This window comes from Mesorhizobium sp. M8A.F.Ca.ET.202.01.1.1, assembly GCF_004791595.1.
GTDB lineage: Bacteria > Pseudomonadota > Alphaproteobacteria > Rhizobiales > Rhizobiaceae > Mesorhizobium.
Genome location: NZ_SRUN01000015.1, coordinates 1 through 20,987, shown reverse-complemented (window position 1 = coordinate 20,987; position 20,987 = coordinate 1). Strand labels below are relative to the sequence as shown.

The 20,987-nt window shown below is 55.9% G+C and carries 17 protein-coding genes; 9 read left to right on the top strand and 8 right to left on the bottom strand.

Annotated features, from left to right (window positions below):
• From rfbC to rfbD, 3 genes are read left to right on the top strand one after another with little or no spacing between them, the layout of a single operon-like run.
• Entirely contained in the window at window positions 1-555 is a 555-nt protein-coding gene (rfbC, locus tag EN845_RS27500; RefSeq protein WP_127873145.1) for a dTDP-4-dehydrorhamnose 3,5-epimerase, read from the top strand.
• Window positions 556-584: 29 nt separating this feature from the next.
• Entirely contained in the window at window positions 585-1,655 is a 1,071-nt protein-coding gene (gene rfbB, locus EN845_RS27495) for a dTDP-glucose 4,6-dehydratase (RefSeq protein WP_127873162.1), read from the top strand.
• Window positions 1,652-2,563 carry a dTDP-4-dehydrorhamnose reductase gene (gene rfbD / locus EN845_RS27490; RefSeq protein WP_127873146.1) on the top strand — a complete coding sequence of 304 codons (912 nt, stop codon included), beginning with the start codon at window positions 1,652-1,654 and terminating at the stop codon, window positions 2,561-2,563. Before rfbB ends, rfbD begins: the two co-directional genes overlap by 4 nt.
• A gap of 2 nt (window positions 2,564-2,565) precedes the next feature.
• On the opposite strand, the gene EN845_RS27485 is transcribed toward rfbD, so the two are convergent.
• From EN845_RS27485 to EN845_RS27460, 6 genes are all read right to left on the bottom strand, one after another.
• A complete protein-coding gene (locus tag EN845_RS27485; RefSeq protein ID WP_127873147.1) occupies window positions 2,566-3,294 on the bottom strand; it encodes a hypothetical protein in 729 nt (242 codons plus the stop codon).
• Window positions 3,295-3,476: 182 nt separating this feature from the next.
• Window positions 3,477-4,841 carry a class I SAM-dependent methyltransferase gene (locus tag EN845_RS27480; RefSeq protein ID WP_127873148.1) on the bottom strand — a complete coding sequence of 455 codons (1,365 nt, stop codon included), beginning with the start codon at window positions 4,839-4,841 and terminating at the stop codon, window positions 3,477-3,479.
• A 48-nt stretch (window positions 4,842-4,889) separates the two neighbouring features.
• Entirely contained in the window at window positions 4,890-7,892 is a 3,003-nt protein-coding gene (locus EN845_RS27475) for a glycosyltransferase (protein WP_167531496.1), read from the bottom strand.
• A 20-nt stretch (window positions 7,893-7,912) separates the two neighbouring features.
• On the bottom strand, window positions 7,913-8,854 hold the full coding sequence (locus EN845_RS27470) for an NAD-dependent epimerase/dehydratase family protein (protein ID WP_167531495.1): 942 nt from the start codon (window positions 8,852-8,854) through the stop codon (window positions 7,913-7,915).
• 106 nt (window positions 8,855-8,960) lie between these two features.
• Window positions 8,961-9,704 carry an ABC transporter ATP-binding protein gene (locus tag EN845_RS27465; RefSeq protein WP_127873163.1) on the bottom strand — a complete coding sequence of 248 codons (744 nt, stop codon included), beginning with the start codon at window positions 9,702-9,704 and terminating at the stop codon, window positions 8,961-8,963.
• Window positions 9,705-9,708: 4 nt separating this feature from the next.
• Window positions 9,709-10,524 carry an ABC transporter permease gene (locus EN845_RS27460; RefSeq protein ID WP_245511816.1) on the bottom strand — a complete coding sequence of 272 codons (816 nt, stop codon included), beginning with the start codon at window positions 10,522-10,524 and terminating at the stop codon, window positions 9,709-9,711.
• Between the two features lie 385 nt (window positions 10,525-10,909).
• Here EN845_RS27460 and EN845_RS27455 point away from each other — a divergent pair, with 385 nt between their 5' ends.
• The 4 genes from EN845_RS27455 to EN845_RS27440 all read left to right on the top strand — a co-directional run bounded on the left by EN845_RS27455 (window position 10,910) and on the right by EN845_RS27440 (window position 17,074).
• Window positions 10,910-13,129: a rhamnan synthesis F family protein gene (locus EN845_RS27455; protein ID WP_127873152.1), complete on the top strand. Its 2,220-nt coding sequence runs from the start codon at window positions 10,910-10,912 to the stop codon at window positions 13,127-13,129.
• 258 nt (window positions 13,130-13,387) lie between these two features.
• Window positions 13,388-15,376, top strand: coding sequence for a nucleoside-diphosphate sugar epimerase/dehydratase (locus EN845_RS27450; RefSeq protein WP_245511814.1), 1,989 nt, complete (start codon window positions 13,388-13,390; stop codon window positions 15,374-15,376).
• 105 nt (window positions 15,377-15,481) lie between these two features.
• Complete coding sequence (locus EN845_RS27445) at window positions 15,482-16,414, top strand: glycosyltransferase family 2 protein (protein ID WP_127279447.1); 933 nt, start codon at window positions 15,482-15,484, stop codon at window positions 16,412-16,414.
• A gap of 120 nt (window positions 16,415-16,534) precedes the next feature.
• A complete protein-coding gene (locus EN845_RS27440; RefSeq protein ID WP_127279446.1) occupies window positions 16,535-17,074 on the top strand; it encodes a sugar transferase in 540 nt (179 codons plus the stop codon).
• Between the two features lie 43 nt (window positions 17,075-17,117).
• Here EN845_RS27440 and EN845_RS27435 read toward each other — a convergent pair whose 3' ends face one another.
• Both EN845_RS27435 and EN845_RS27430 read right to left on the bottom strand, forming a co-directional pair.
• Window positions 17,118-18,065: an NAD-dependent epimerase/dehydratase family protein gene (locus EN845_RS27435; RefSeq protein ID WP_127279445.1), complete on the bottom strand. Its 948-nt coding sequence runs from the start codon at window positions 18,063-18,065 to the stop codon at window positions 17,118-17,120.
• A gap of 17 nt (window positions 18,066-18,082) precedes the next feature.
• Window positions 18,083-19,411 carry an O-antigen ligase gene (locus tag EN845_RS27430; RefSeq protein WP_127279444.1) on the bottom strand — a complete coding sequence of 443 codons (1,329 nt, stop codon included), beginning with the start codon at window positions 19,409-19,411 and terminating at the stop codon, window positions 18,083-18,085.
• Window positions 19,412-19,892: 481 nt separating this feature from the next.
• On the opposite strand from EN845_RS27430, the gene cysD reads away from it, so the two are divergent.
• Both cysD and EN845_RS27420 read left to right on the top strand, forming a co-directional pair.
• Window positions 19,893-20,798 carry a sulfate adenylyltransferase subunit CysD gene (gene cysD / locus EN845_RS27425; protein ID WP_127279443.1) on the top strand — a complete coding sequence of 302 codons (906 nt, stop codon included), beginning with the start codon at window positions 19,893-19,895 and terminating at the stop codon, window positions 20,796-20,798.
• Window positions 20,799-20,800: 2 nt separating this feature from the next.
• The coding region (locus tag EN845_RS27420) for a GTP-binding protein (RefSeq protein WP_245511813.1) at window positions 20,801-20,987 on the top strand (187 nt) is incomplete at its 3' end.

Here is a 20,987-nt window from a genome sequence, read left to right as displayed (position 1 = left end):
ATGCTGGAGGTGAGATCCCTGGGCATCGACGGGGTGCTGGAAATCGTGCCGAAGCGCCATGGCGACGCACGCGGTTTCTTCATGGAAACCTACAATGCCGAGCGCTTTTCGCAGGCCGGCATCGACCTGACTTTCGTGCAGGACAACCATTCCTATTCCGCTGCCCCGGGCGTCCTGCGCGGGCTTCACTACCAGCTTGCGCCGCGTGCCCAGGACAAGCTGCTGCGCGTTATCCGCGGCAGCATTCTCGACATCGCTGTCGATATCCGCCGCGCCTCGAAAACCTTCGGAAAATGGGTCGCCCTCGAAGTGTCGGCCGAAAAAGGCAACCAGATCCTGGTGCCGAAGGGTTTCGCGCATGGCTTCGTCACGCTCGTGCCCGACACCGAGGTGCTGTACAAGGTGACCGACACCTATTCGCCCGAGCATGATCGGTCGATCCGTTTCGACGATCCCGCCATCGGCATAGAATGGCCGTCGCTGGCCGACGGGTTCCAGCTTTCGGACAAGGACCTCAAGGCGCCGACGCTGGCCGCGGCCGAGGTGTTCGCCTGATGGAGCATGTGGTGCATAATGACGGCGGGATGAATTTTCTGGTGACGGGCGGTGCCGGCTTCATCGGTTCGGCGGTATGCCGGCATCTGTGCGCCAATCCGGCCTACCGGGTGACCAATCTCGACAAGCTTACCTATGCGGGCAACCTGGCCTCGCTGCGGCCGATCGAGAATGCCCACAATTACAGCTTCGCCCAGGCCGATATCTGTGACGAAAGGGCGGTGCTCGACATACTGCGCCGCGACGATATCGACATCGTCATGAACCTCGCCGCCGAGAGCCATGTCGACCGCTCGATCGATGGACCGGGCGCCTTCATCGAGACCAACATCGTCGGCACCTACAAGATCCTCAACGCCGCGCTCGAATACTGGCGCGGCCTGTCCGACGACAGGAAAAGCCGCTTCCGCTTCCATCACGTCTCCACCGACGAGGTGTTCGGCGATCTGCCTTTCGACGGCGGCATGTTCGTCGAGGAGACGCCCTACGCGCCGTCCTCGCCCTATTCCGCCTCGAAAGCGGCTTCGGACCATCTGGTGCGCGCCTGGCACGAAACCTACGGCCTGCCGGTCGTGCTTTCCAACTGTTCGAACAATTACGGCCCCTATCATTTCCCCGAAAAGCTGATCCCGCTCGTTATCCTCAACGCGCTCGATGAAAAGCCGCTGCCGGTCTACGGCGCCGGCGCCAATGTGCGCGACTGGCTGTTCGTCGAGGATCACGCGCGTGCCCTGGAACTCGTCGCCACGAAGGGGCATCCGGGCGAGAGCTACAATGTCGGCGGCAATTCGGAACGCACCAACCTCGCCGTCGTCGAGACGATCTGCGACCTGCTCGACACCAGGCGTCCGCGCGCCGGCGGCAGGCGCTATCGCGAGCTGATCTCCTTTGTCACCGACCGTCCCGGCCACGACCGCCGCTACGCCATCGATGCTTCCAAGATAAGCCGCGAGCTCGGCTGGACGCCGAGGGAGAATTTCGACAGTGGCCTTGCCAGGACCGTGGACTGGTTCCTCGACAACAAATGGTGGTGGGGACCGATCCGCGAGCAGCGCTATGCCGGCGAAAGACTGGGCGAAGCGCGCAAGGTGGGCGTGTGAGGCTCCTCGTCACCGGACGCGACGGCCAGGTCGCGGCGAGCCTGCTCGCGGCCGGCCAGGCGCGCGCGGGCGTCGAGGTCGTCGCCATCGGCCGCCCGGAGCTCGACCTGGCTAGACCCGACACCGTCATCGATGCCATCACCGCCAGGCCCGACATCGTCGTGTCGGCCGCCGCTTACACGGCCGTCGACCAGGCCGAGGACGAGCCCGATCTGGCCTTCGCGGTGAACGCGACGGGTGCGGGCAAGGTGGCCGAGGCCGCGGCGCGGCTTGGTGTTCCAATCATCCATCTTTCGACCGATTATGTCTTCGACGGCACCAAGGCCGACGCCTATGTCGAAACCGACCCGACGGCGCCGCTCGGTGTCTACGGCGCCTCCAAGCTCGCCGGCGAGCAGGCGGTGGCCGCCGCCAATCCGCGCCACCTGATCCTGCGCACCGCCTGGGTCTACAGCCCGTTCGGAAAGAATTTCGTGAAAACCATGCTGAGGCTCGCCGCCGACCGCGACGAGATTTCGGTGGTATCAGATCAATGGGGAAATCCCACATCCGCACTGGATATCGCCGACGCGATCCTGCATGCGGCCGCCATGCTGCATGGCAACAAGGATGTCGCCGCGTTCGGCACCTATCATCTGGCCGGCACGGGCGACACCAACTGGAGCGGCTTTGCCCGTCATATCCTCGACACAAGCTTGAAGTCTGGTGGTCCCTGGGCGCGGGTACGGGATATCACGACGATGGACTACCCGACCAAGGCGCGCCGCCCCGCCAATTCCCGGCTATCGAGCGCGAAATTCGCTGATGTGTTCGCATGGACGGCGCCGGACTGGCGGCAGTCGACGGGGGAGGTGGTGTGCAACATTTGCGAGCCAGATAGCGCATCAAGGTCGGTTTTTGGTATTTAAAGCTACTTTAAATACATCTCAAACTTGTGGTTTTTCAGAACCTTCACAAGTTCATCGTAGTTATCCAGGGCCATTGAAAGGTCATCCAGAGTATTCTTCGTTGTCTTGCTGAATGATTGGAACTCTGGAATCGATAAGAAGCGCGCTAAGTTTTTTAAGACAAAATCTTCCCTATATAGAAGGTCTTCGTACTCTATTTGTAGGGTCTGATTCTTCCAGCGATCTAGGGTGGATAATAGGTTAGTCCTGACCTCGTCGCATATCTCTGCAATTTCAATTATTTCCAAAGGGTCAATGGTAATCGAAGAGATCGTATCTCCGCCTACGGGAGCGTTATAGAGGCCGATCTTGTTCCAAAGCTTAAGCCCTGTCGATCGGGACACTGCTTGCTTGATGATATTTCTTCTGGTCAAAAGAATTAGCTTAAATCCCATCTCTTCAAGCTTGTCCAGCGTCCGGCTGCTGGGCAGATCGTAAGGTTTGGCCTTGAAACCAACGCACATCGCCTCCTTTTCTGGATCCACAGATCCATAGTCATCCAAAACCCAAGGATTTAGATTGTGGAGCGGGGCTTCGGCTTCTAGCGCATGAAGCAGCTGATCAGATACGTCGAGTGACTGGCCTGCAAATATCTCCGAATAACAGATCACGTTCGGTGACGAATTGAGCAGAGAAACCAAGTGCGATGATCCGCTCCTAGCTTCGAAAAGGATGAAGAATCTGTCCCGCATTTTGTCTTTCGTTCCAAGCCAATTAGGCTACCATATTCAGAGCTGGTATCCTAGGACGCTGTTTGCGTCGTTGCCTCTAATAATTTCAAACCTGCGCTCAACTGAAGAGTTCCAATATCTGGCTATGTCCGTTCGACGGCCGGAGTAGGTAAGCGTTGGGGGTGCGCTTAACGCGTTACTCATCACCGGCTTTCAGAATGTCTAAATGCGGGAGGACGTCGACGAGTGGGTCTCTGGCTTCTCACTGAGACGAAGGCGCCGTTAAACTGAACCGATCCACTCAGGCAGCGAACCCGGATGTGTGTGAGTGGCTTGTCCACTTTGTAGGCGACGGAAAACGAATTGTGCCAACGCGTCGGTCTTGCCTTGGTCAAATTTACAAGCTCAAACCGGTCTGACGTACAATCCTTGATCTCTATGGCAATCTCCGCTGTTTCGCCTGTGAAGCAGAAGGCGATTTCGGAAGCGCCTTCAATATTCGGTTCGGCTTCCCACTGGGCAGACTGGCTTGAAAGTGTTTTTGAAGGAGATTGCCAAAAGATCGGGGGCTCCTCATGGACCAGCCATAGAGGCCAAAAAGGCGATAGATATCGAACGTCTGATGTTTCCGACCCATGTCCACCTATGATCGTGTCAATCCATGCTCTTGCAAAGCTAGCATTAGGCTTCCCTGGAACGTTGCGTGACAGATAGCCTAGCAGATTTATCTCTTGGTGCTGAATCGGTTCCATATTAAGTGTTTCGCAGCAAAACGAATGCATCGGAAAGCTATAATCAACCAGGTCCGACGAAAATACCTGCTCTAGGTCATGGAAGCTGACGCCGCGTCCGATCCGGTAAAGTTGCTCCGTTGATCGTTCCCCGGACCAACTGTCAAACTCGGCAACGATCTCGCTTCGTTTTGCTTCTGTCTTCGCGAATTCAAACGCCAATCTATCAGGTAACCAATTAAAAAAATGTGCTTCGGTCGTATGGGAGTCAAATGGCAGTAATCTATTGGGCGATTCCATGATCAATACGTGGCCGCCGCGTCCAATGACATCGTCGGCCAAAGCAAGGACGTCCGCGCGTTCGGTAGGGGTCAAGTGCTCAATGACCGCATATAGAACCAACAAGTCGATTTCATCGGGAATTCCAAACGCACTTGGATTGTTTAGGACCCGAACTGCATTCTCGGCCACAAAAAACAAATTCTCTTGTCGTAGACTTCTTGCCCGCCGATTTGCCTCGTGTATCTGATCTTTTAGAAGATCGATACCAATATATCGCCCGAATAGATCGTTGATAGATAGAGATTTATTGCCAGTGCCGCAGCCAATCTCAACGGCGGTTTTATCTTGGCCGATCATTCCATGCCGGATTAGCATCGTGCGCAAGTAAAAAATCGCAGTGGTTATGCGATCCAGATCATATGGCGGCAAGCCTGAGATTTCCATAGCAGAATAAAATGACTGGTATTTCTCCAAAGCGGTTTTGTTCGCGCGAGCTATATCGAAGTCCCACTTCGAGCCGCGAAAGAACTGTGACTGGTCAAACAACTTATACATAGACAATCTTCTCGATTAATATCCGTCAGACACTGGCCCTATAACGACTCAACGCCTGCGCCTGTCTGTCGCGCGCAGACACTTTGCTCCAATGCTACACGCGATCCTAAAACCACCCAGAATGGCCTTGGAAAGCATCGGAAACCGGCCGATTCTCAGTGCGACAGCGTCTGTGATCCGGACGGCTCTCCTCGTACGATGAGCCGCCAGTGTGCCAAGCAGGAAGTCGCGCTCCTGGTTCAGGGCGGCAACTTGTGCGTTAAGAGAGTTGAGCTCCGAACTGAGAGCTTCTCGTTGATTTCTTTCGTTAAGGTAGCCGTACGCTTGGGCTTCAATACGAAAGGCGTCGAATCGCGGGATGCCCTGAATATTACGGGCAATACGGCGAAGCCCAGGCCACGTTGCATAGGTTCTGACCATCGATGAGCTGCGAATCCTGTATAGGCAGCCAACGCGCGGAACAATCGCGATCTGCTCCCCACTCGAGATCAGCCGCATATAAAGCGCCCAGTCTTCATATTTTGACTTATCCGTGTCATCCCAGCCACCCATCGCTCTGATCCGGTCGACGCGGAATCCAGAGTTGGCATGGCCAAGAATATTGTCCGTTAGGGCTGCAATAAGGCCGTCTCCGAGCGGCCGGTAGACGTAACTCTCTGATCGTTGGAGCTCAAACTTCGTTCCATCTTCAAAGGCCTGCAAGAAAGGAACAGCAGCTGCAGCGTTAGGATTGTTATTAAAACAGTCGGCCAAGTCCCTGATAAAGTTATTCAAAGGAATATCGTCTGAATCGACATTAATTAACAAAGCCGTATTGGCTGCCACAAGGGCAGAATTCCTAGCTCCGGCCAATCCTTTATTTGTCTTGTGCCTAATAATTGACCAATCAAGTTTGACCTCTTTTTTGAGAAATGCCAACAGTGCCTCGTAATTGCTTTTGTCGGAACAGTCATCGACAAAAATCACCTTATCTGGCGGCAGGCTCTGGTTCTCAAGCGACCAGGTTAAATCTTTAATGTACTGAATGTCGGTATTGAAATATGGAATCACCACGGTAGTCGTTAACAGTCCTTGGCTCCCTTGTGTTCCCTTACTCTTCGGCCGGCATACGTCCGACAGAGAACGTCTAACATCCGCTTGATGCTGGATAACGCCGGCCTTTAATCTCTGCGCAAGTGTCGTTCTTTTCTTGGACGTGGTATTAACAACATGAAGAATTCGGTGGCTGAGCGCCTCTGAGGTAGGTTTGGAAAGGACATGCGCTGCCCATTGATGCGGAAGCATCTCTGGAACTCCGCCTGCATCCATCAATATCGGCAGCGCTCCAGCATCAATTATGTCAAATACCGTAAGTGGTTGATTGTCGGCTAGGTAAGGTAGGACGAACAGCGCACTTCGAGCGTGTTCATTCGCGAACAAAAGCAAATCGTCACGATGAAAATCGGTATGTTCATCCACGAAAAAGTGCGCTCGAACCTGATCCAGTAAGGGTGACGCCAGCCCTTCTTCTCCAGCCTTCGGGCCGATGATCACGATAAATCTCACTCCCGCTTCGAGAAGCTCAGCAGACGACGAAACAATCGTCTGCAAGAAAAGGTGAAAGCCTTTCATGCTTATCCGTTTGCCGACGAATACAAGCTTATCAACTGAGCCGATCACGCTATGGTCGACAGCCGAAAAGCTATAGGGATATCCAATCACTCGGATGTCCTGATGCAAGGACGCTATCCCAGCCTCTTCGTATAGCCTTTTCAGGAATTTGCTGGGGAAAACGATCGTGTCGGAATGTTCTATCGCTATCTTCTCACGAACCGCACTGAGATCGGCCGAAGCTCCGATCCACGTCTGCATTCCATTCTCAAGATAGTGCACCGCTCCGTGGCAATGGACGACCGTTCTCAATTGTGGTGGGAAGAGCGCGGCCCGCCCCGCTTGGGCAACCCGAAGGCCGATTCCCTGATATTCCTGATACTGAACAGTCTCTAAGTCAGGAAAGAAGAATAACAGTTGTTGGATGGCCTCAAGAGCCAAATCTTCTGTAGGCAGTCTTAAAGTGGAGTCGTCGGCAAATAGGTGCCTCGGAGTAGTCAGCTGCTTTCTGCGATGTAGGCTGTGCAACGGGGTATGTGGGCCCACGTAGACTACTAAGGTAGTTTCGGGCCCATACGCCTGTCGCTGTTGTTCGACAACCGTGCCTATTCCGCCCGAAGCACCAACTCCCTGAAATTCCGACGTTATAAGTATGTGGTGCGGTTCGCGCTTGTGATAGATCAACCCAGCATCAAGGAGCCAGTCAAGATAATGCGTGGTCGAAAATGAAAGCTCTAGATATGACGTAGAGAACGACTCGTCAAACTGGTTCATTCTTGTCCAGCCACAGCGATCAACACAAAAACCGGCAGAAATGAAAAACGCGATAAGCTCCTCCAGATTCCATTCTCTTACGTGAGCGCGGTTGTTCGGCAGGTCTTCGATTTCGGTTTTTTGCAATCTTGATCGGTCTGGCGTCGACACAACCAAGCGGCTTCGCTCATTGCGCCGCATCAAGGTTCGCATTCCACTAACCAAAGGTCTCACATCCACAAGATGCTCGATTACGTCACTCAAGATGATGACCGCGGGTAGATGTTCCGAAAGCGATTCGAAAACTTGGCGTATGTCTGTGTATTGGGTGATATCGCACTCGACCCACCTGCGATCCAGGTGCCTCCCTTTCGCGACTAACAGTGAACTGAGAAAATCAACGCCGATCGTATTAAACGACTCCCTTGGAAAATAATGAGCTAGCTTATCTCCATTTCCGCATCCAATGTCGATAATATTCGAAATATTATGCGCTTCAGCTAGCCGCCGCGCGTGATGGTACACATCAGCTTGCCAAATCACGGTTGACTTAGCTGTGTCGCCAAAAATTTCGCAGACGCGTCGAGCTGCGGAATGGCAGCCAAAATTCGCACCGAGCGTGGCAATAGTAACATCTGGAGTAATATCGTCCCCGACGAATGGAGCGACTTCAATGTCGCGATTAGAAAAATTGAACAACTTATTCATCGAGTTCTTCAAGCCACGCATCAGATTTCAAGGTCTTTAGTTAGCCATTCGACGGTGTGCCCAACGCCTTCCTGAAAGTCCACTTCAGGACGCCATCGTAGAATCGTCTGTGCTCTAGAGATATCGAGAACCACAGCGGGCGCATCATCAACCCGGCCTGGACGATATTGCACCTGTGGCCTCTTTCCTATATTCGTTTCTAGCGCTTGAAGTACGTCTTTCAAGCTGTGCCCCAAGCCGGATCCTATATTGAAGATGCGATCGCCGCCCGTGTGCCCAGCGAGCAGAATCATCGCTTCGATAGCATCCGAGACATAGAGGAAATCACGAACAACATTTCCGTCCCCCCAAATTTCAATTGTCTCGTCCAGCAGCATTTTCTTTGCGAATGCGGCGATGACACCTTGGTTCTTTTCGGCGGTTTGGAATGGGCCAAAAGGATTTGCCAACCGCGCTATCCGATAGTCCACTTGATGGAGGCGCTCATATAGAGAAAAGTATTTTTCGGACGCAAGTTTGTTGATCCCGTAGGACGTTATCGGGTTCTCCGGGTGATCTTCAGCCATTGGAAGCGTTAATGGAAGACCATACACGGTGCCGCCAGACGAAGCGAATATAATTCTTCCAATATTGAATTCTTTACATTGCTCAAGCAGATTCAGTGTAGGTAAAAGACTTGTCTTTACGTCTATTGTCTTATTAAAATTGGACGCATGCGGAGTATTTGAATTTGCCAAGTGAAAAACGACGTCAACGTCAAATAAGGTGTTAGCAAGGACGGACTGATCAGAAATATCGCCCTGACGCCACTCCACCTGTTCCAGTGCCTTAGGAAAAGCTGCCCTGCGGCCAATGGCTCGTACCTTAGCACCCAGTTCGTTGAGTCTTAGGCAAAGATTAGTGCCGAGAAATCCGCCTGCGCCAACAACCGCGCAAACCTTTCCGTTTACAAAAGACGTCACTGATCTATTTCCATTTAGTTTCCTACGGATAGCTTGTACATAGAACTACTGATCGTGCTGGGGTAATGTAGTGTCTAGGTAAGATTCTCGCGCGTTCGATATCTGCTCAGTTTCCGAAGTATTGTGTCGCAACATCTTCAGCTGCTCCATCCAGCCGAATTCTGCCATGCTCCAGCCAAACAATCCGACTGCAGTTCTGGAGCAGCAATTCTCTGGAATGACTCGCCAGAACCAGAATCTTTGTCGAACTTACAATCTCTCGCAATCGGCGATTAGCGCGCTCCTTAAAGTCTTCATCGCCGGTCGAAAGCCACTCATCCATGATGAGAATCTCCGGCCGAATCGAGGTTGAGGTTGCGAACGCCAATCTCAGTTGCATGCCAGATGAGTATGTACGGAAAGGCATATCGAGAAAATCCCCAAGCCCGGAAAACTCAGTTATTTCATCCAACCTTTCTCGCAATTCAGATGGGGTGAGTCCCATCATCGCGGCGCGCAAGCGAATGTTTTCCCGCCCGGTCGCCTCGGGGTCTATGCCAAGACTGATATTGATGAGCGACACGCACTCGCCGTCAACGGCGGCGTTCCCAGAGGTCGGCGAATAAATTCCGGAAAGGACACGCAGCAGCGTGGTTTTACCCGAGCCATTGTGTCCAATGAGACCGACTCGCTCCCCTTCTTTGATCTCGAGATTGATGTTCTCCAAACCCTTCACGACGATGTTTCCGTCGTGATGGCGCTCGATGGCTCCCCCCGTTGCAACGCTCAGGACGCGGTTTTTGAAAGATCGACTCGCCGCATTGTAGACGGGAAATGCAACGGAGACGTTGTTGAGACAGACGTGAGACATTTTTTCAAAGCCAATAGGGAACGCGTCGACGATACCGATCAAAAAACCAGATGGCAAAAATCCAACCAAGCGCCGACATGACAAGGGCAACCCCCCAGCTCAATGCCGCTGGCTCCTGGCCTAGCAACGGTTCGCGCACGATCGTCATCAAATGGTAAAATGGGTTGAGATCGAATAGATAACGAGAGGCACCTTCCGGAAGGGTTTTCGGCTGCCACATAATTGGCGTAACGTAGAACAGAACCTGTAAAAGATTTTGCAATACCTGAGTAAGGTCGCGATATCTTGCGCACACAAGGCCAAGAATTAACATCATCCACAGCAGATTGAGTACGACCAAAAGAAACCCCGGAACGGCCAGCGGAATGGCTGCAGAAACTGGCGCTCCTACAAGGACAATCAGAACAGGGAAAATGAGCAGATTGTGAGCGAAAATGATCGCATTCCTCAACATCGTTCTTAACACGTGTGTGAACAATGGCATTCGCACCTGGAGAATGATTCCCTCGGCGCTAATGAAACTCGTGCAACCCTCATTCAGGCAGGAGGAGATGAACCCCCATGCGATCATTCCGCTGCAGATGAACGGGAGGTACTCCTGCATAGGCGTTCTAAACAGGGTTCCAAACACAACGCCCAAAGCGCCAATCAGCACACCCATGTTGATCGTCAGCCAAAAGGCCCCAACACGTGATCTACGGTAGCGCTGGGCTATATCCTGCCATGCGAATGTCGTGGCAAGATGATGCTTTTCCAGCGCTTCGGCAATGTCACGCAGTGCATTTTGGGTCGTTGACTTGATTTTGGTCGCTCGAACCAAGGGAGTCCTCATTTCGATGTTCAGCGAGCAGCGAATAGATCATTTGACCAGGATTAGGAAGCCAAACCGCCAGCTAGACCCCGCGACCAATGTGCACTGCGCCGCACGCGCGGCGATTACGGCAACATGCTGCGGTTTCGGTGGTGATCAACCCGTAAATCCCATGTCGGCCCTTGATCTTGCGGATGGAATGCTGCATTCGGCAGCGAAACTGGATGGCAAAGCGATTTTGTCGGCTGCGTTGGCTGTCATCGGGGATCGGTGAGGCCGGCTGGAGCGGCGTCGCGCCATCAATTGCACGCTAGCCGAGTGCTTAGTTGGCCCATGCCGTCGTGAAGGACTATCCACACGACATCCAGGTTAACCTCCATGAGAAGGTACAAAAATGCGCAGAGCGCTCTCATTGCTAAGGCACGGTGTCTTTGTCGTTAGGACTGAAGGGGTGCGGTCCGCCGTGGTGAAGACGCGTCGCTTTCTCGCGGAAAGGCGTTCTCGTACCTCCTCGTTTTCCTTTTTCAGCAATGACGGCGCCGTGAGCGCCCGGCGCCCTTTGCCAGAGAGCGATATTGCCCTTCAGATACCGTTGCCGGTCGCCCCTAACGCAGTGGTGCAGAACGACATCGCGGTAATTATTCATGTATATTATACAGATGTTTTTAAAGAAATTCTGCTGCAGCTTAAAAATATCGAATCAGGGTTTCGTCTTTATGTGTCAACAACAGATGATGAAAAACGAAAATCGATACAGGGCATCTGTACAGAGTGTGGAATTGGAGGTGCGGAGGTCCGCGTTTTTGAAAACAGAGGCCGGGATATTGCGCCGAAGATTGTTGGGTTCAGCGACGTATACAAAAAGCATGAATTCTTCCTTCATTTGCACACGAAGAAATCTCCGCATCTGTCGTCATTAGATGGGTGGCGTGAATATTTGATTCAAAATCTTATTGGATCTAAGGAGATAGTTAGATCTATTCTACTACTTTTCACATCCGACGAGAAACTTGGCGTGGTATACCCTCAGCATTTTTATCCGATACGTGAAATGCTCAATTGGGGGTTTGATTTTGAAACGGCAAAGGCTCTTCTGGGGCGGGCCCATTGGGAGCTCAGCAAAGATAGCGTCCTGGAATTTCCTTCAGGCTCTATGTTCTGGGGCCGGTCTGCGGCTTTGGCGCCGCTCCTCGATCTGGGCCTGACATTCGAAGACTTCCCAAGCGAGGCTGGGCAGGTAGACGGTACATTGGCGCATGCGATAGAACGCAGCTATTTGCATTTTGCAGAATGCGCTGGGTTTCATTGGTTCAAAGTACAGACCGGTGTTGGAGTTGGTTCAGCTCGGTCGGGAGCGCTTCTCAAGGTCGAAAAGGCTGAAGATCCCAGCATCGTAGAAAAGGTATACCTGCCCCTTTTTGAAGAGCCAGGACGATCAGATCTCTTAATGGGCCGACAATATGGTGAACTCCGCCCACTAAGGATATCGAAGTCCAATAAGCTCAAGCCGAGAATCAACTTGCTGCTGCCCACGATAGATCCCCGGCACATTTTTGGAGGAATATCGACAGCCATAAAAATATTCGATGAGATTTGTCTTGAGTTGGTCGACTTCGATAAGAGAATTATCGTCCTCGATTCGCCCGTGGAAGAGGGCCACCTACATGGACTCCGAGAATACGCGTTAAATTCGAGCGATGGCCCCGCTGTTATTTTTGAGGCATTCGATCGAAGGCGCCGGCTGGACATCCGTAAAGATGACTTCTACATGTCGACTGCTTGGTGGTCCGAATATCTAAGAATCTCGTCCATTGCACGGTTCCAGAAGAAGGCTTTTGGGCGACGAGCTAGGGCACTATACTTCATGCAGGATTACGAGTCGAATTTTGTGCAGTGGTCCTCACGTTGGGCGATTGCCGAATCGACTTATGACCTGGACGAAAGTGTCATCCCTCTTGTCAATTCGGAAGAGCTTTCCTCATTTATAAATCATAGATTTGGTCGCGCCGATCAAATCGTGGTTCCGTTTCGCGTAAACGATACGATTAGGAATAGGATAAGGATGGTCCCGAAGGAGAGGATCATTCTCTGTTACGGTAGGCCGGCAGCGGCCAGAAATTGCTTCGAAATAATTGTAGATGGGCTTTCTCTGTGGCAGCAAAGAAATCCGATCGAGGCGAGCAAATGGCGAGTCGTGTTCTTGGGGGAGGACTTTGACGAAAGCAAGATGTGGCCGGTGCAGAATGGTGCTGTTCCTGGGAAAGTTACGCTTGAAGCATATGCAGAATACCTAAGCCGTGCAAGCGTTGGAGTATCTCTGATGATTTCGCCACATCCTAGCTATCCGCCGTTAGAGATGGCTCACGCCGGCTTAATTACTGTATCGAACAACTATGACACAAAGAGGATTTCCGACCGAAGCGGTAATCTACTGGGCCTTGACTTTGTTACGCCGGACTCCGTTGCCAGGGCCGTGGGACAGGCCGTATCGATGGCAGAAGAAAACGTTGGTATCACGATGGCGCAAACCGAAATCCGTGAGCTTCCATTCGTTGGAACAAAATATGATCCTAGGAAGATTGCAGCGCTTCTTAAGGATGGAACTGCAGGGTAGCTGGTGATTCCACTAGGAAATTAACAGCAGCTACGTGAACCTACGCAGATCGTCTAGTGGACATCGGCACCAGATGCCAAAGGGCTTGGTGACGACTCTCCCCCAAAAAAAACATCTGGCTATGCCCCGCGGCCCGCAGTATGCGATACAGCAGGCGGGGGCCGGAAATGCTACTTGGAAGTGTGACGGTCACGAATGGTTCTCGTGCTGACACTTTGCGGGTAGTCATGCCGACAGCCTGGAGTTTAGTACTGCCTAATGAATACTTCCCTGGAAGCTGTGTTCGGGCTCAGGCCACAGGTGCGGCGCGCCTTCATCATGGTCCAGGACGTGGTCATGGTCCTGGTCGCCGTGGCGCTCAGCCTTGTCCTGTCGCGGTCGGATCTTTCGTTCGGCGCGCTCTCCACGGAGGGCCTTGTCACCTGGGCCGGCATCGTTCTCATCAGCCATCTTCTGTTCAGATATTGCGGCCTCTACACCACGGTCTGGCGCTTCGCCTCGACGCCTGATTTCTTCAACATCCTGAAGAGCTGCGCGATCCTGACATTCGTGCTTTACGCCGTCTCGCTGGTCGTGCGCTTCTTCCAGCCTGTCGCGGGCCTCAACGAGCGCCAGTTCATCGTCTTTTTGCTCGTCTCCTTCACCATCATCTCGGCGCCCCGGCTGTTCTACCGCTTTCTGCGTGACGGCGCGAGCTGGGGTGTTCTGAACGGCAAGGCCGACACGGCGCGCGCCAAACAGGCCCTGTTCGTCGGGAGGCTGAGCGAGGCCGACCTGATCATTCGTTTCACGCGCACGGCGCAGCCCGCCGACCATTCCATCGTCGGCATCATGGCCACCGAGCACGGCGCACCGCTCGGCACGCGCATTCAAGGGGTTCCCGTGGTGGCGACCCGGCCGCGCCTGATCGATGTGCTGGAGGATTATGCGACCGGCACCAAGAGCCTCGATCTCCTGATCTTCGGCAGCGGCGCCGAGCATGAGATCGAGGAATATTCGGAGCTTGTCCGCGTCGCGCGTCACGGCGACATCGGGGTCGTGCAGTTCGCGGGGCTTTCGCAGCTGGGCCAGGAGGGAAAGCTCGTTCTCGATGCCGTCGAGATGGAGACGATCCTGCGCCGCCCGACGGTGGCGTCCGACATCGAGCGCATCGGCGCCTTCGTCGGCGGCAAGCGCGTCCTGGTCACGGGAGGCGCCGGCTCCATCGGCCGAACGCTGGTCAAGCGGTCGCTGGAGCTTGGGGCCGACGCCGTGCTGGTCGCCGACAATTCCGAATTCGGCATCTTTCAGTTGAGCCAGTATATCGACGAGAAGCACCATGACCGCCTCAAGGTCCGCATCGTCGATGTCGCGGACCGGCGCCAGATGACGCGTGTCGTCACCGAGTTCAAACCCGACATCCTCTTCCATGCCGCCGCGTTGAAGCACGTTCCGCTGCTGGAGGAGAACTGGGAATCGGCCATCCAGACCAATGTCTTCGGCACGCTTGTCTGCGCCGAAGTCGCCGCCAGGTGCGGCGTGGCGCAATTCGTCATGGTCTCGAGCGACAAGGCCGTCGATCCGACGTCCGTGCTTGGCATGACCAAGCGAGCCGCCGAACAGATCGTCAGCGCCTTGCATGGGACACCGGCCGGCGAGCCGGGCGGGCGCCGCCCCGCCACCAAGTTCATCGCGGTGCGCTTCGGCAACGTCTTCGGCAGCAATGGCTCGGTGGCGACCATATTCCAGGCCCAGATCGAGGCCGGCGGGCCGGTCACCATAACCGACCGGCGCATGACGCGCTATTTCATGACGGTCGCCGAGGCCGTCGATCTCGTCATCATGTCGGCCGCCGATGCCGCGTCGCGGCCGGCCGGCCAGGACTACGCCGTCTACATGCTCGACATGGGCAAGCCCGTGCCGATCCTCGAAGTGGCCGAAACGATGATCCGCATGGCGGGAAAAAGCCCCTATACGGACATCCCGATCCGCTTCACGGGCATCCGGCCGGGTGAAAAGCTGCACGAGACCCTTCACGGCGAAGACGAGGAACTGGTCGAGCTCAGCATCGCCAAGATTTTTGGCCTGAGCACCGATGTCGCGCAGTGGTCGGATGTCCAGGCAGCGCTTGCAGCGCTGCAGCAATCCATGAAGAGCCAGGACAAGGCGGCCTCGCTCACCATCCTGGCCGATCTCGACCGCACGACGAAGACAAGGGCGAACGCGCAGCACGACGCGGTCCCGAAGACGGCCGGGCAGGCGAGCTAAAGCAATTCCAGCGGTTTTCTGTCCGGAATTGCGTGAAAACAAGAGATGAGCAATTCCAGGAAAAGTGCGCAGCGGTTTCCTCGCGCGGCAAGGCGTTTGACATCGGTGGATAAGACAGATCTGCGTATTGCCGTCCTGATGGCCACGAAGGATGGCGCCGCCTTCATCGACGAGCAGCTGCGGTCGCTGTTCGCGCAGTCGCATCCTCTGATCGACCTTTGGATATCCGACGACGGCTCCGTCGATGGCACGGTTGCCATCATCGAAGCCTGGAAGCCCCGTTGGACAAAAGGCCGGATAAATCTCGTGGAAGGGCCGCGGCAGGGCTTTGCCGCCAATTTCCGGTCGATGATCCTCGACCCGCGCATCGATGCGGATTGCTACGCCTTCAGCGACCAGGACGATGTCTGGGAGCCCGACAGGCTGGAAAGCGCCCTTGGCTGGATGCAGCCATTTGACGCGGCGCAACCGCTGATGTCCTGCTCGCGAACCGCGACCATGACCGAAACCGGGAGTCTGGTCGGCCATTCGCCGCTGTTCAGCCGTCCGCCGTCCTTCCGCAACGCGCTCGTCCAGAGCATTGCCGGCGGCAACACCATCCTGCTCAACCGCGCCGCGCGCGATCTGTTGGCCAGGGCCTCCACCCGCACCGGTTTCGTCAGCCACGATTGGTGGGCCTATCTGATTGTCACTGGTGCCGGCGGTGTCGTCCGCTACGATCCGCGGCCACTGGTACGCTACCGCCAGCATGCGGCGAATCTGGTCGGCGCCAATGTATCGTGGCGGGCACGGATCTCGCGGCTCGGCCGCCTGTTCAAGGGCCAGTTCGCGGACTGGACCGATCTCAATCTTGCCGGCCTCGCCGTCAATCGCGATCTCCTTACGAAGGACGCGCTGGCATGCCTCGACCTGTTCGCGAACGGTCGGCAAGGTAGCCTTTTCCAACGCCTGGGCGCGCTGCGCAAAAGCCGCGTCTATCGACAGACTTTTGCCGGGAGCCTTGGGCTCTATCTCGCCTTTGTGCTGGGTCGTATCTGAATATCGGGAGACCGCTTGGCGCGCTTGGTCAGCAAGGCGACCTCATGCTACGTCGACCGGATTGATGGGCTCGCTCGCGGTTGCCGCGTGAAGCCCTGGCAGGGAGCCCATCGGCCACTCATGACGACAGCCAAGAAAATCTTCGATCTCGCCGGTGCGGCTGTGCTGCTGGTGGCAACCTCTCCCATCCTGTTGCTCGCCATTCTTGCCGTCCGCGCATCATCGCCCGGTCCGGTGATTTTTTCCCAAACGCGGATTGGCCGCGAAGGCGCGCTTTTTCGCTGCCACAAATTAAGGACGATGTACCAGGGAACGCCATCCTTGCCCTCGCATGAAACCCCCGCGAGCGCCGTGACATCGGTTGGAAAGAGCTTGCGGAAATTCAAGCTCGACGAGTTGCCGCAGCTCTGGAACGTCCTTTGCGGCGAAATGAGCCTGGTCGGGCCGCGTCCCTGCCTGCCGACCCAGACGGAACTGATCGAATGCCGCAGGCGGCTGGGGGTTTTGCAGGCTCTGCCCGGAATGACGGGCTTGGCCCAGATCAGGGGCATCGACATGTCGAACCCGCGACTTCTGGCCGACACCGATGCCATCTATCTCAGGACCGCCTCGTTCTGGCTCGACCTTCGCATCCTGTTTGGGACACTCTATCGCGGCTGAGCAGGCCATGCTCCGGAAGCAGAAACCGGTCCTCGGATCAGGGTCAAACAGGAAGCCGGGGCCTTCGGAGCCGCGCCATCTCGGCCAGCCGCTCCAATGTCTCGGTTTCAGGCGCCCAGCCTTCCGAGGCAAGGAGCGAAGGGTCGCATATCTGGGTCGCGGTCAGGCTGTCCCAGAACGTCCGCTTGCCGAGCAGTATGGCGGCCGCCCGCATCGGTCCGGCCGGCATTGTCACCAGGCGCTTCGGTCTGCCGAAACCGCGGCGAAAGGCACCGATGATGGCAGCGACGGAAACCGGCGGCACGTCGCTGGCGGTATAGATCGGACGAAGCGGCTGCGAATGGCAAAGCAGATGCCACACCGCCCCCGCCGCCGATTGCGATGACAGCAGCGAGCGGTTTGCCGTCAGCGCGCCTGTCGGCATCGGCAGAGCCGTATCGGCGAGCCGCATCAGCGTCGCTAGGTTCCCTTTCATGCCGATCCCGTAGACCGGAGGCAGCCGCAATATGGCGGCGTCGGCACGGCCGTGCGAGGCATAGGCGCCCAATACGGCAATTTCTGCTTCGCGTTTCGAGCGCCCGTAGGCGTCCTGCGGTTCGGGGACTGTGTCTTCGTCGATCGTTGCGCTGGCACGCGCACCGATCACGGCCCGGATCGAGGAAAGATGGATGAACCGTCCGCTTGCCTGCGCGGCGGCGGCATGCGCCAGGCGCGCGCTCAATTGCGCATTGGCTGCCAGAAAGTCGCCTTCGGTGGCGTTGCCCTGGTCATTGTTCAGACCCGCGCAATGGACGATATCCGTAACATCCCTGGTCAGCGCCAGGAAAGCCGGGGCAGGTGCATCGAACGCCGGCATCGGCATGGCGTCGGAGCCCGCATCAAGTCTCTCCGGCTGGCGGGAGGCGAGGCGAAGCTCGACACCGGCCTGACGAAGCCGATGGACCACCTGGCGGCCGATGAAGCCCGTCGCGCCCGTAACCAGGACTTTCATTGTCTTGCCCGCACCGGTTACTGGACGACTGGCGGGGGGGCCAGGCTTTCCACCGCTGGTGGAAGGGCTTGCCTTTCCACCAGCGGTGGAAGGGCTTGGTCTTCCACCAACGCAGCTTGGCGGCCACAGGCAAGATATGTTCCCGACACCAGGAAGATCATAAAAACCGAGTCCAGAATGTCATGGCCGATCAGGATGCCCGTCATTCCGGCGGTCAGATAGGTGATCACGAGGGCGACGATCATGGTGGCGCCGAACCGCTCAACCGGATCGGCGCTGTCGCGAAGGACCCGGGCGGCATTTCTGGCGGCAACCACGAAGATCGCCGCCAGCGTCACCGCACCCAGGATTCCCGCTTGCACCAAGGCGGTCAGGAAGCCGTTGTGGAAATGATTGAAACCTTCATCCATCCCGAACTGATCCTGAAAACCCTGCTTGATCAAGAGCCGGGTGGCACCCACGCCATGTCCGAAAAATGGCATCTCCCGAAATGCCTTCAGCCCGATATCCCAAAGGGCGACGCGCGATCCCAAAGCTGTCGTGTGGTCACCATGGGTCAGCGCATCCCAGTCCGAGTGCAGAAATGCGACACGCCCCGCTATCGTCTGGGACCCGAAAACCGCGATCGTGGCTGCGATCGCGGCCAGCAGCAAAAGCACGCGAACGGCATTTCTCCCTCTCAGCTTCTGCTGGTTGATCAGCAGAACGGCGATACCGGTAATCAGCAGTGCCAGCCAGACGATGCGGGTACCGGAGTAGATGATGGCGATCGTTCCGCCGAGTGCAGCGCAGATAAGGGCGATCCTGTATCTCTCTATGCCAGACAGGGCAGCGGCCACGCAGGTCACCACTGCAAGGCAGAGGACCTCAGCGAACACGATCGCATTCCCGGCCCCGCCCTCGGCGCGTATGCCAAGCCGATATTGCTGATAGACCGCCAGCAGCAGCGCTCCAAAACAGGCAGCCATGCTGGCCACCACAATGATGCGGACGAGCGTTGTCTTTTGCGTAATGCTCCAGGTCGAATAGGAGATGGGAAAAAACAGAAAGGTGATCAGCGGAACAAGATGCCGCGCGTCCGTGACGATCGCGTGGTTGACGAGGGACGCCAGGACGTTGCTTGCGCAATAGGCACAGATCGCGATCGTCAGCGCCATCATCGCCCGGTCGACATTGAAGCGTCTTCTCTTCAAGGCGATCAACAGGACGGACCACAGGCCACCGCCATTGAACACGAAGCTGACCACCGACCCCAGGACCGGGGGAGAAAAGAAACAGAGAATGGAGAAGTAGATATTGATCCGCGAAGGCGTGAACTGCTGCCTTATGAATGAAAGCCGGTTCAATTTTCGGACCTGCTATTCTTGAGAAATTTTATGCGGCACATCATGTTTGGTGAAACCGAATGTGCTCGCTTCGAAATTGCCCATGCTCCATCACGCACTTGCCCGCTCTCGAAAAGCGTATAGCGGCTGGGTCGCTGTTTCGATAGTGCGCCCGGATCGATCGCCGCCGAAATCCGGCAGTTGGGGACCGTTGACTCCTGCAGCGTCCCCGCACAACTCTCTCACAGGCAATATTTTTCCTGCCTTTTCCCGACCGGAGGCCGTACAAGCAGAAATTTCCGGGTTTTGCCACAAGCATGGAAAATTCATTCCCGAACGAACCGCTGCCGGGCTCCTCCTGCATTGTTCTGGGCCGTTACGATCTGCTAGAACGCCCGCACGAAACACTTTGTCCAGAAGCGAAGCTTGAACCGGGCGTAAAAGGCTCGATGTTTTGACGTAGGATCTTCTGTTGCAAGGCACGAGAGAACGCTCACGGTCCATGATATCAGCGCTTACGCATCTGCAGCGGCTTGAAGCCGAGTCCATCCACATATTCCGCGAGGTCGCGGCTGCCTTCACCAAGCCGGTCATGCTTTATTCCGTCGGCAAGGATTCGTCGGTGCTGATGCATCTGGCGATGAAGGCGTTCTATCCGGCCAAGCCGCCATTCCCCTTTCTTCACGTCGACACCACCTGGAAATTTCGCGAGATGATCGCATTTCGCGATCAGATGGCCCAGAAGCTGGGTTTTGACCTTCTGGTTCATGTCAACGAAGACGGCGTGCGCGACAACATCAATCCGTTCGATCACGGTTCGAACACCCACACCCATGTGATGAAGACCGTGGCGTTGCGCCAGGCGCTCGACAAATACGGCTTCGATGCCGCCTTTGGCGGCGCCCGTCGCGACGAGGAAAAGTCGCGCGCCAAGGAGCGCATCTTCTCCTTCCGCAATGCCCAGCATGTGTGGGATCCGAAGAACCAGCGGCCCGAAATGTGGAAGATTTTCAACACGCGTATCGCGCAGGGTGAATCGATCCGCGTCTTCCCCTTGTCGAATTGGACCGAGCTCGACATCTGGCAGTACATTCTGCAGGAAAACATTCCGATCGTGCCGCTCTATTTCGCCAAGCGGCGGCCAGTCGTCGAACGCAATGGCATGTTGATCCTCAAGGACGATGATCGCATGAAGCTGCTCCCGGGCGAGGTCGTGGAGGACCGCCTGGTGCGGTTCCGTACGCTTGGCTGTTATCCGCTGACCGGCGCCATCGAATCCGACGCCGACACACTCGAAGCCATCGTTGGCGAGATGCTGACGGCACGCACGTCCGAACGGCAGGGTCGGCTGATCGACCGCGATGAAGCCGGTTCGATGGAGAAGAAGAAGCGCGAGGGGTATTTCTGACCATGCGCCACATCATGGCAAAGAGCCTCGCTCCAACGGACGGCGTCCGCGACTATCTGGCCGCGCAAGAGAAGAAGTCGCTGCTGCGCTTCCTGACCTGCGGTTCGGTCGATGATGGTAAGTCGACGTTGATCGGTCGGCTGTTGTCCGACACCAAGCAGATTTTCGAGGACCAGCTCGCCGCGCTCG

Bases quoted from the DNA above. Each gene is read 5' to 3' on its own strand.
- cysD (WP_127279443.1), top strand. From the start codon at position 19,893: ATGATATCAGCGCTTACGCATCTGCAGCGGCTTGAAGCCGAGTCCATC.
- EN845_RS27480 (WP_127873148.1), bottom strand. From the start codon at position 4,841: ATGTATAAGTTGTTTGACCAGTCACAGTTCTTTCGCGGCTCGAAGTGG.
- EN845_RS27455 (WP_127873152.1), top strand. From the start codon at position 10,910: ATGCGCAGAGCGCTCTCATTGCTAAGGCACGGTGTCTTTGTCGTTAGG.
- rfbC (WP_127873145.1), top strand. From the start codon at position 1: ATGCTGGAGGTGAGATCCCTGGGCATCGACGGGGTGCTGGAAATCGTG.
- EN845_RS27435 (WP_127279445.1), bottom strand. From the start codon at position 18,065: ATGAAAGTCCTGGTTACGGGCGCGACGGGCTTCATCGGCCGCCAGGTG.
- EN845_RS27450 (WP_245511814.1), top strand. From the start codon at position 13,388: ATGAATACTTCCCTGGAAGCTGTGTTCGGGCTCAGGCCACAGGTGCGG.
- EN845_RS27465 (WP_127873163.1), bottom strand. From the start codon at position 9,704: ATGTCTCACGTCTGTCTCAACAACGTCTCCGTTGCATTTCCCGTCTAC.
- rfbB (WP_127873162.1), top strand. From the start codon at position 585: ATGAATTTTCTGGTGACGGGCGGTGCCGGCTTCATCGGTTCGGCGGTA.
- EN845_RS27475 (WP_167531496.1), bottom strand. From the start codon at position 7,892: ATGAATAAGTTGTTCAATTTTTCTAATCGCGACATTGAAGTCGCTCCA.
- EN845_RS27440 (WP_127279446.1), top strand. From the start codon at position 16,535: ATGACGACAGCCAAGAAAATCTTCGATCTCGCCGGTGCGGCTGTGCTG.
- EN845_RS27485 (WP_127873147.1), bottom strand. From the start codon at position 3,294: ATGCGGGACAGATTCTTCATCCTTTTCGAAGCTAGGAGCGGATCATCG.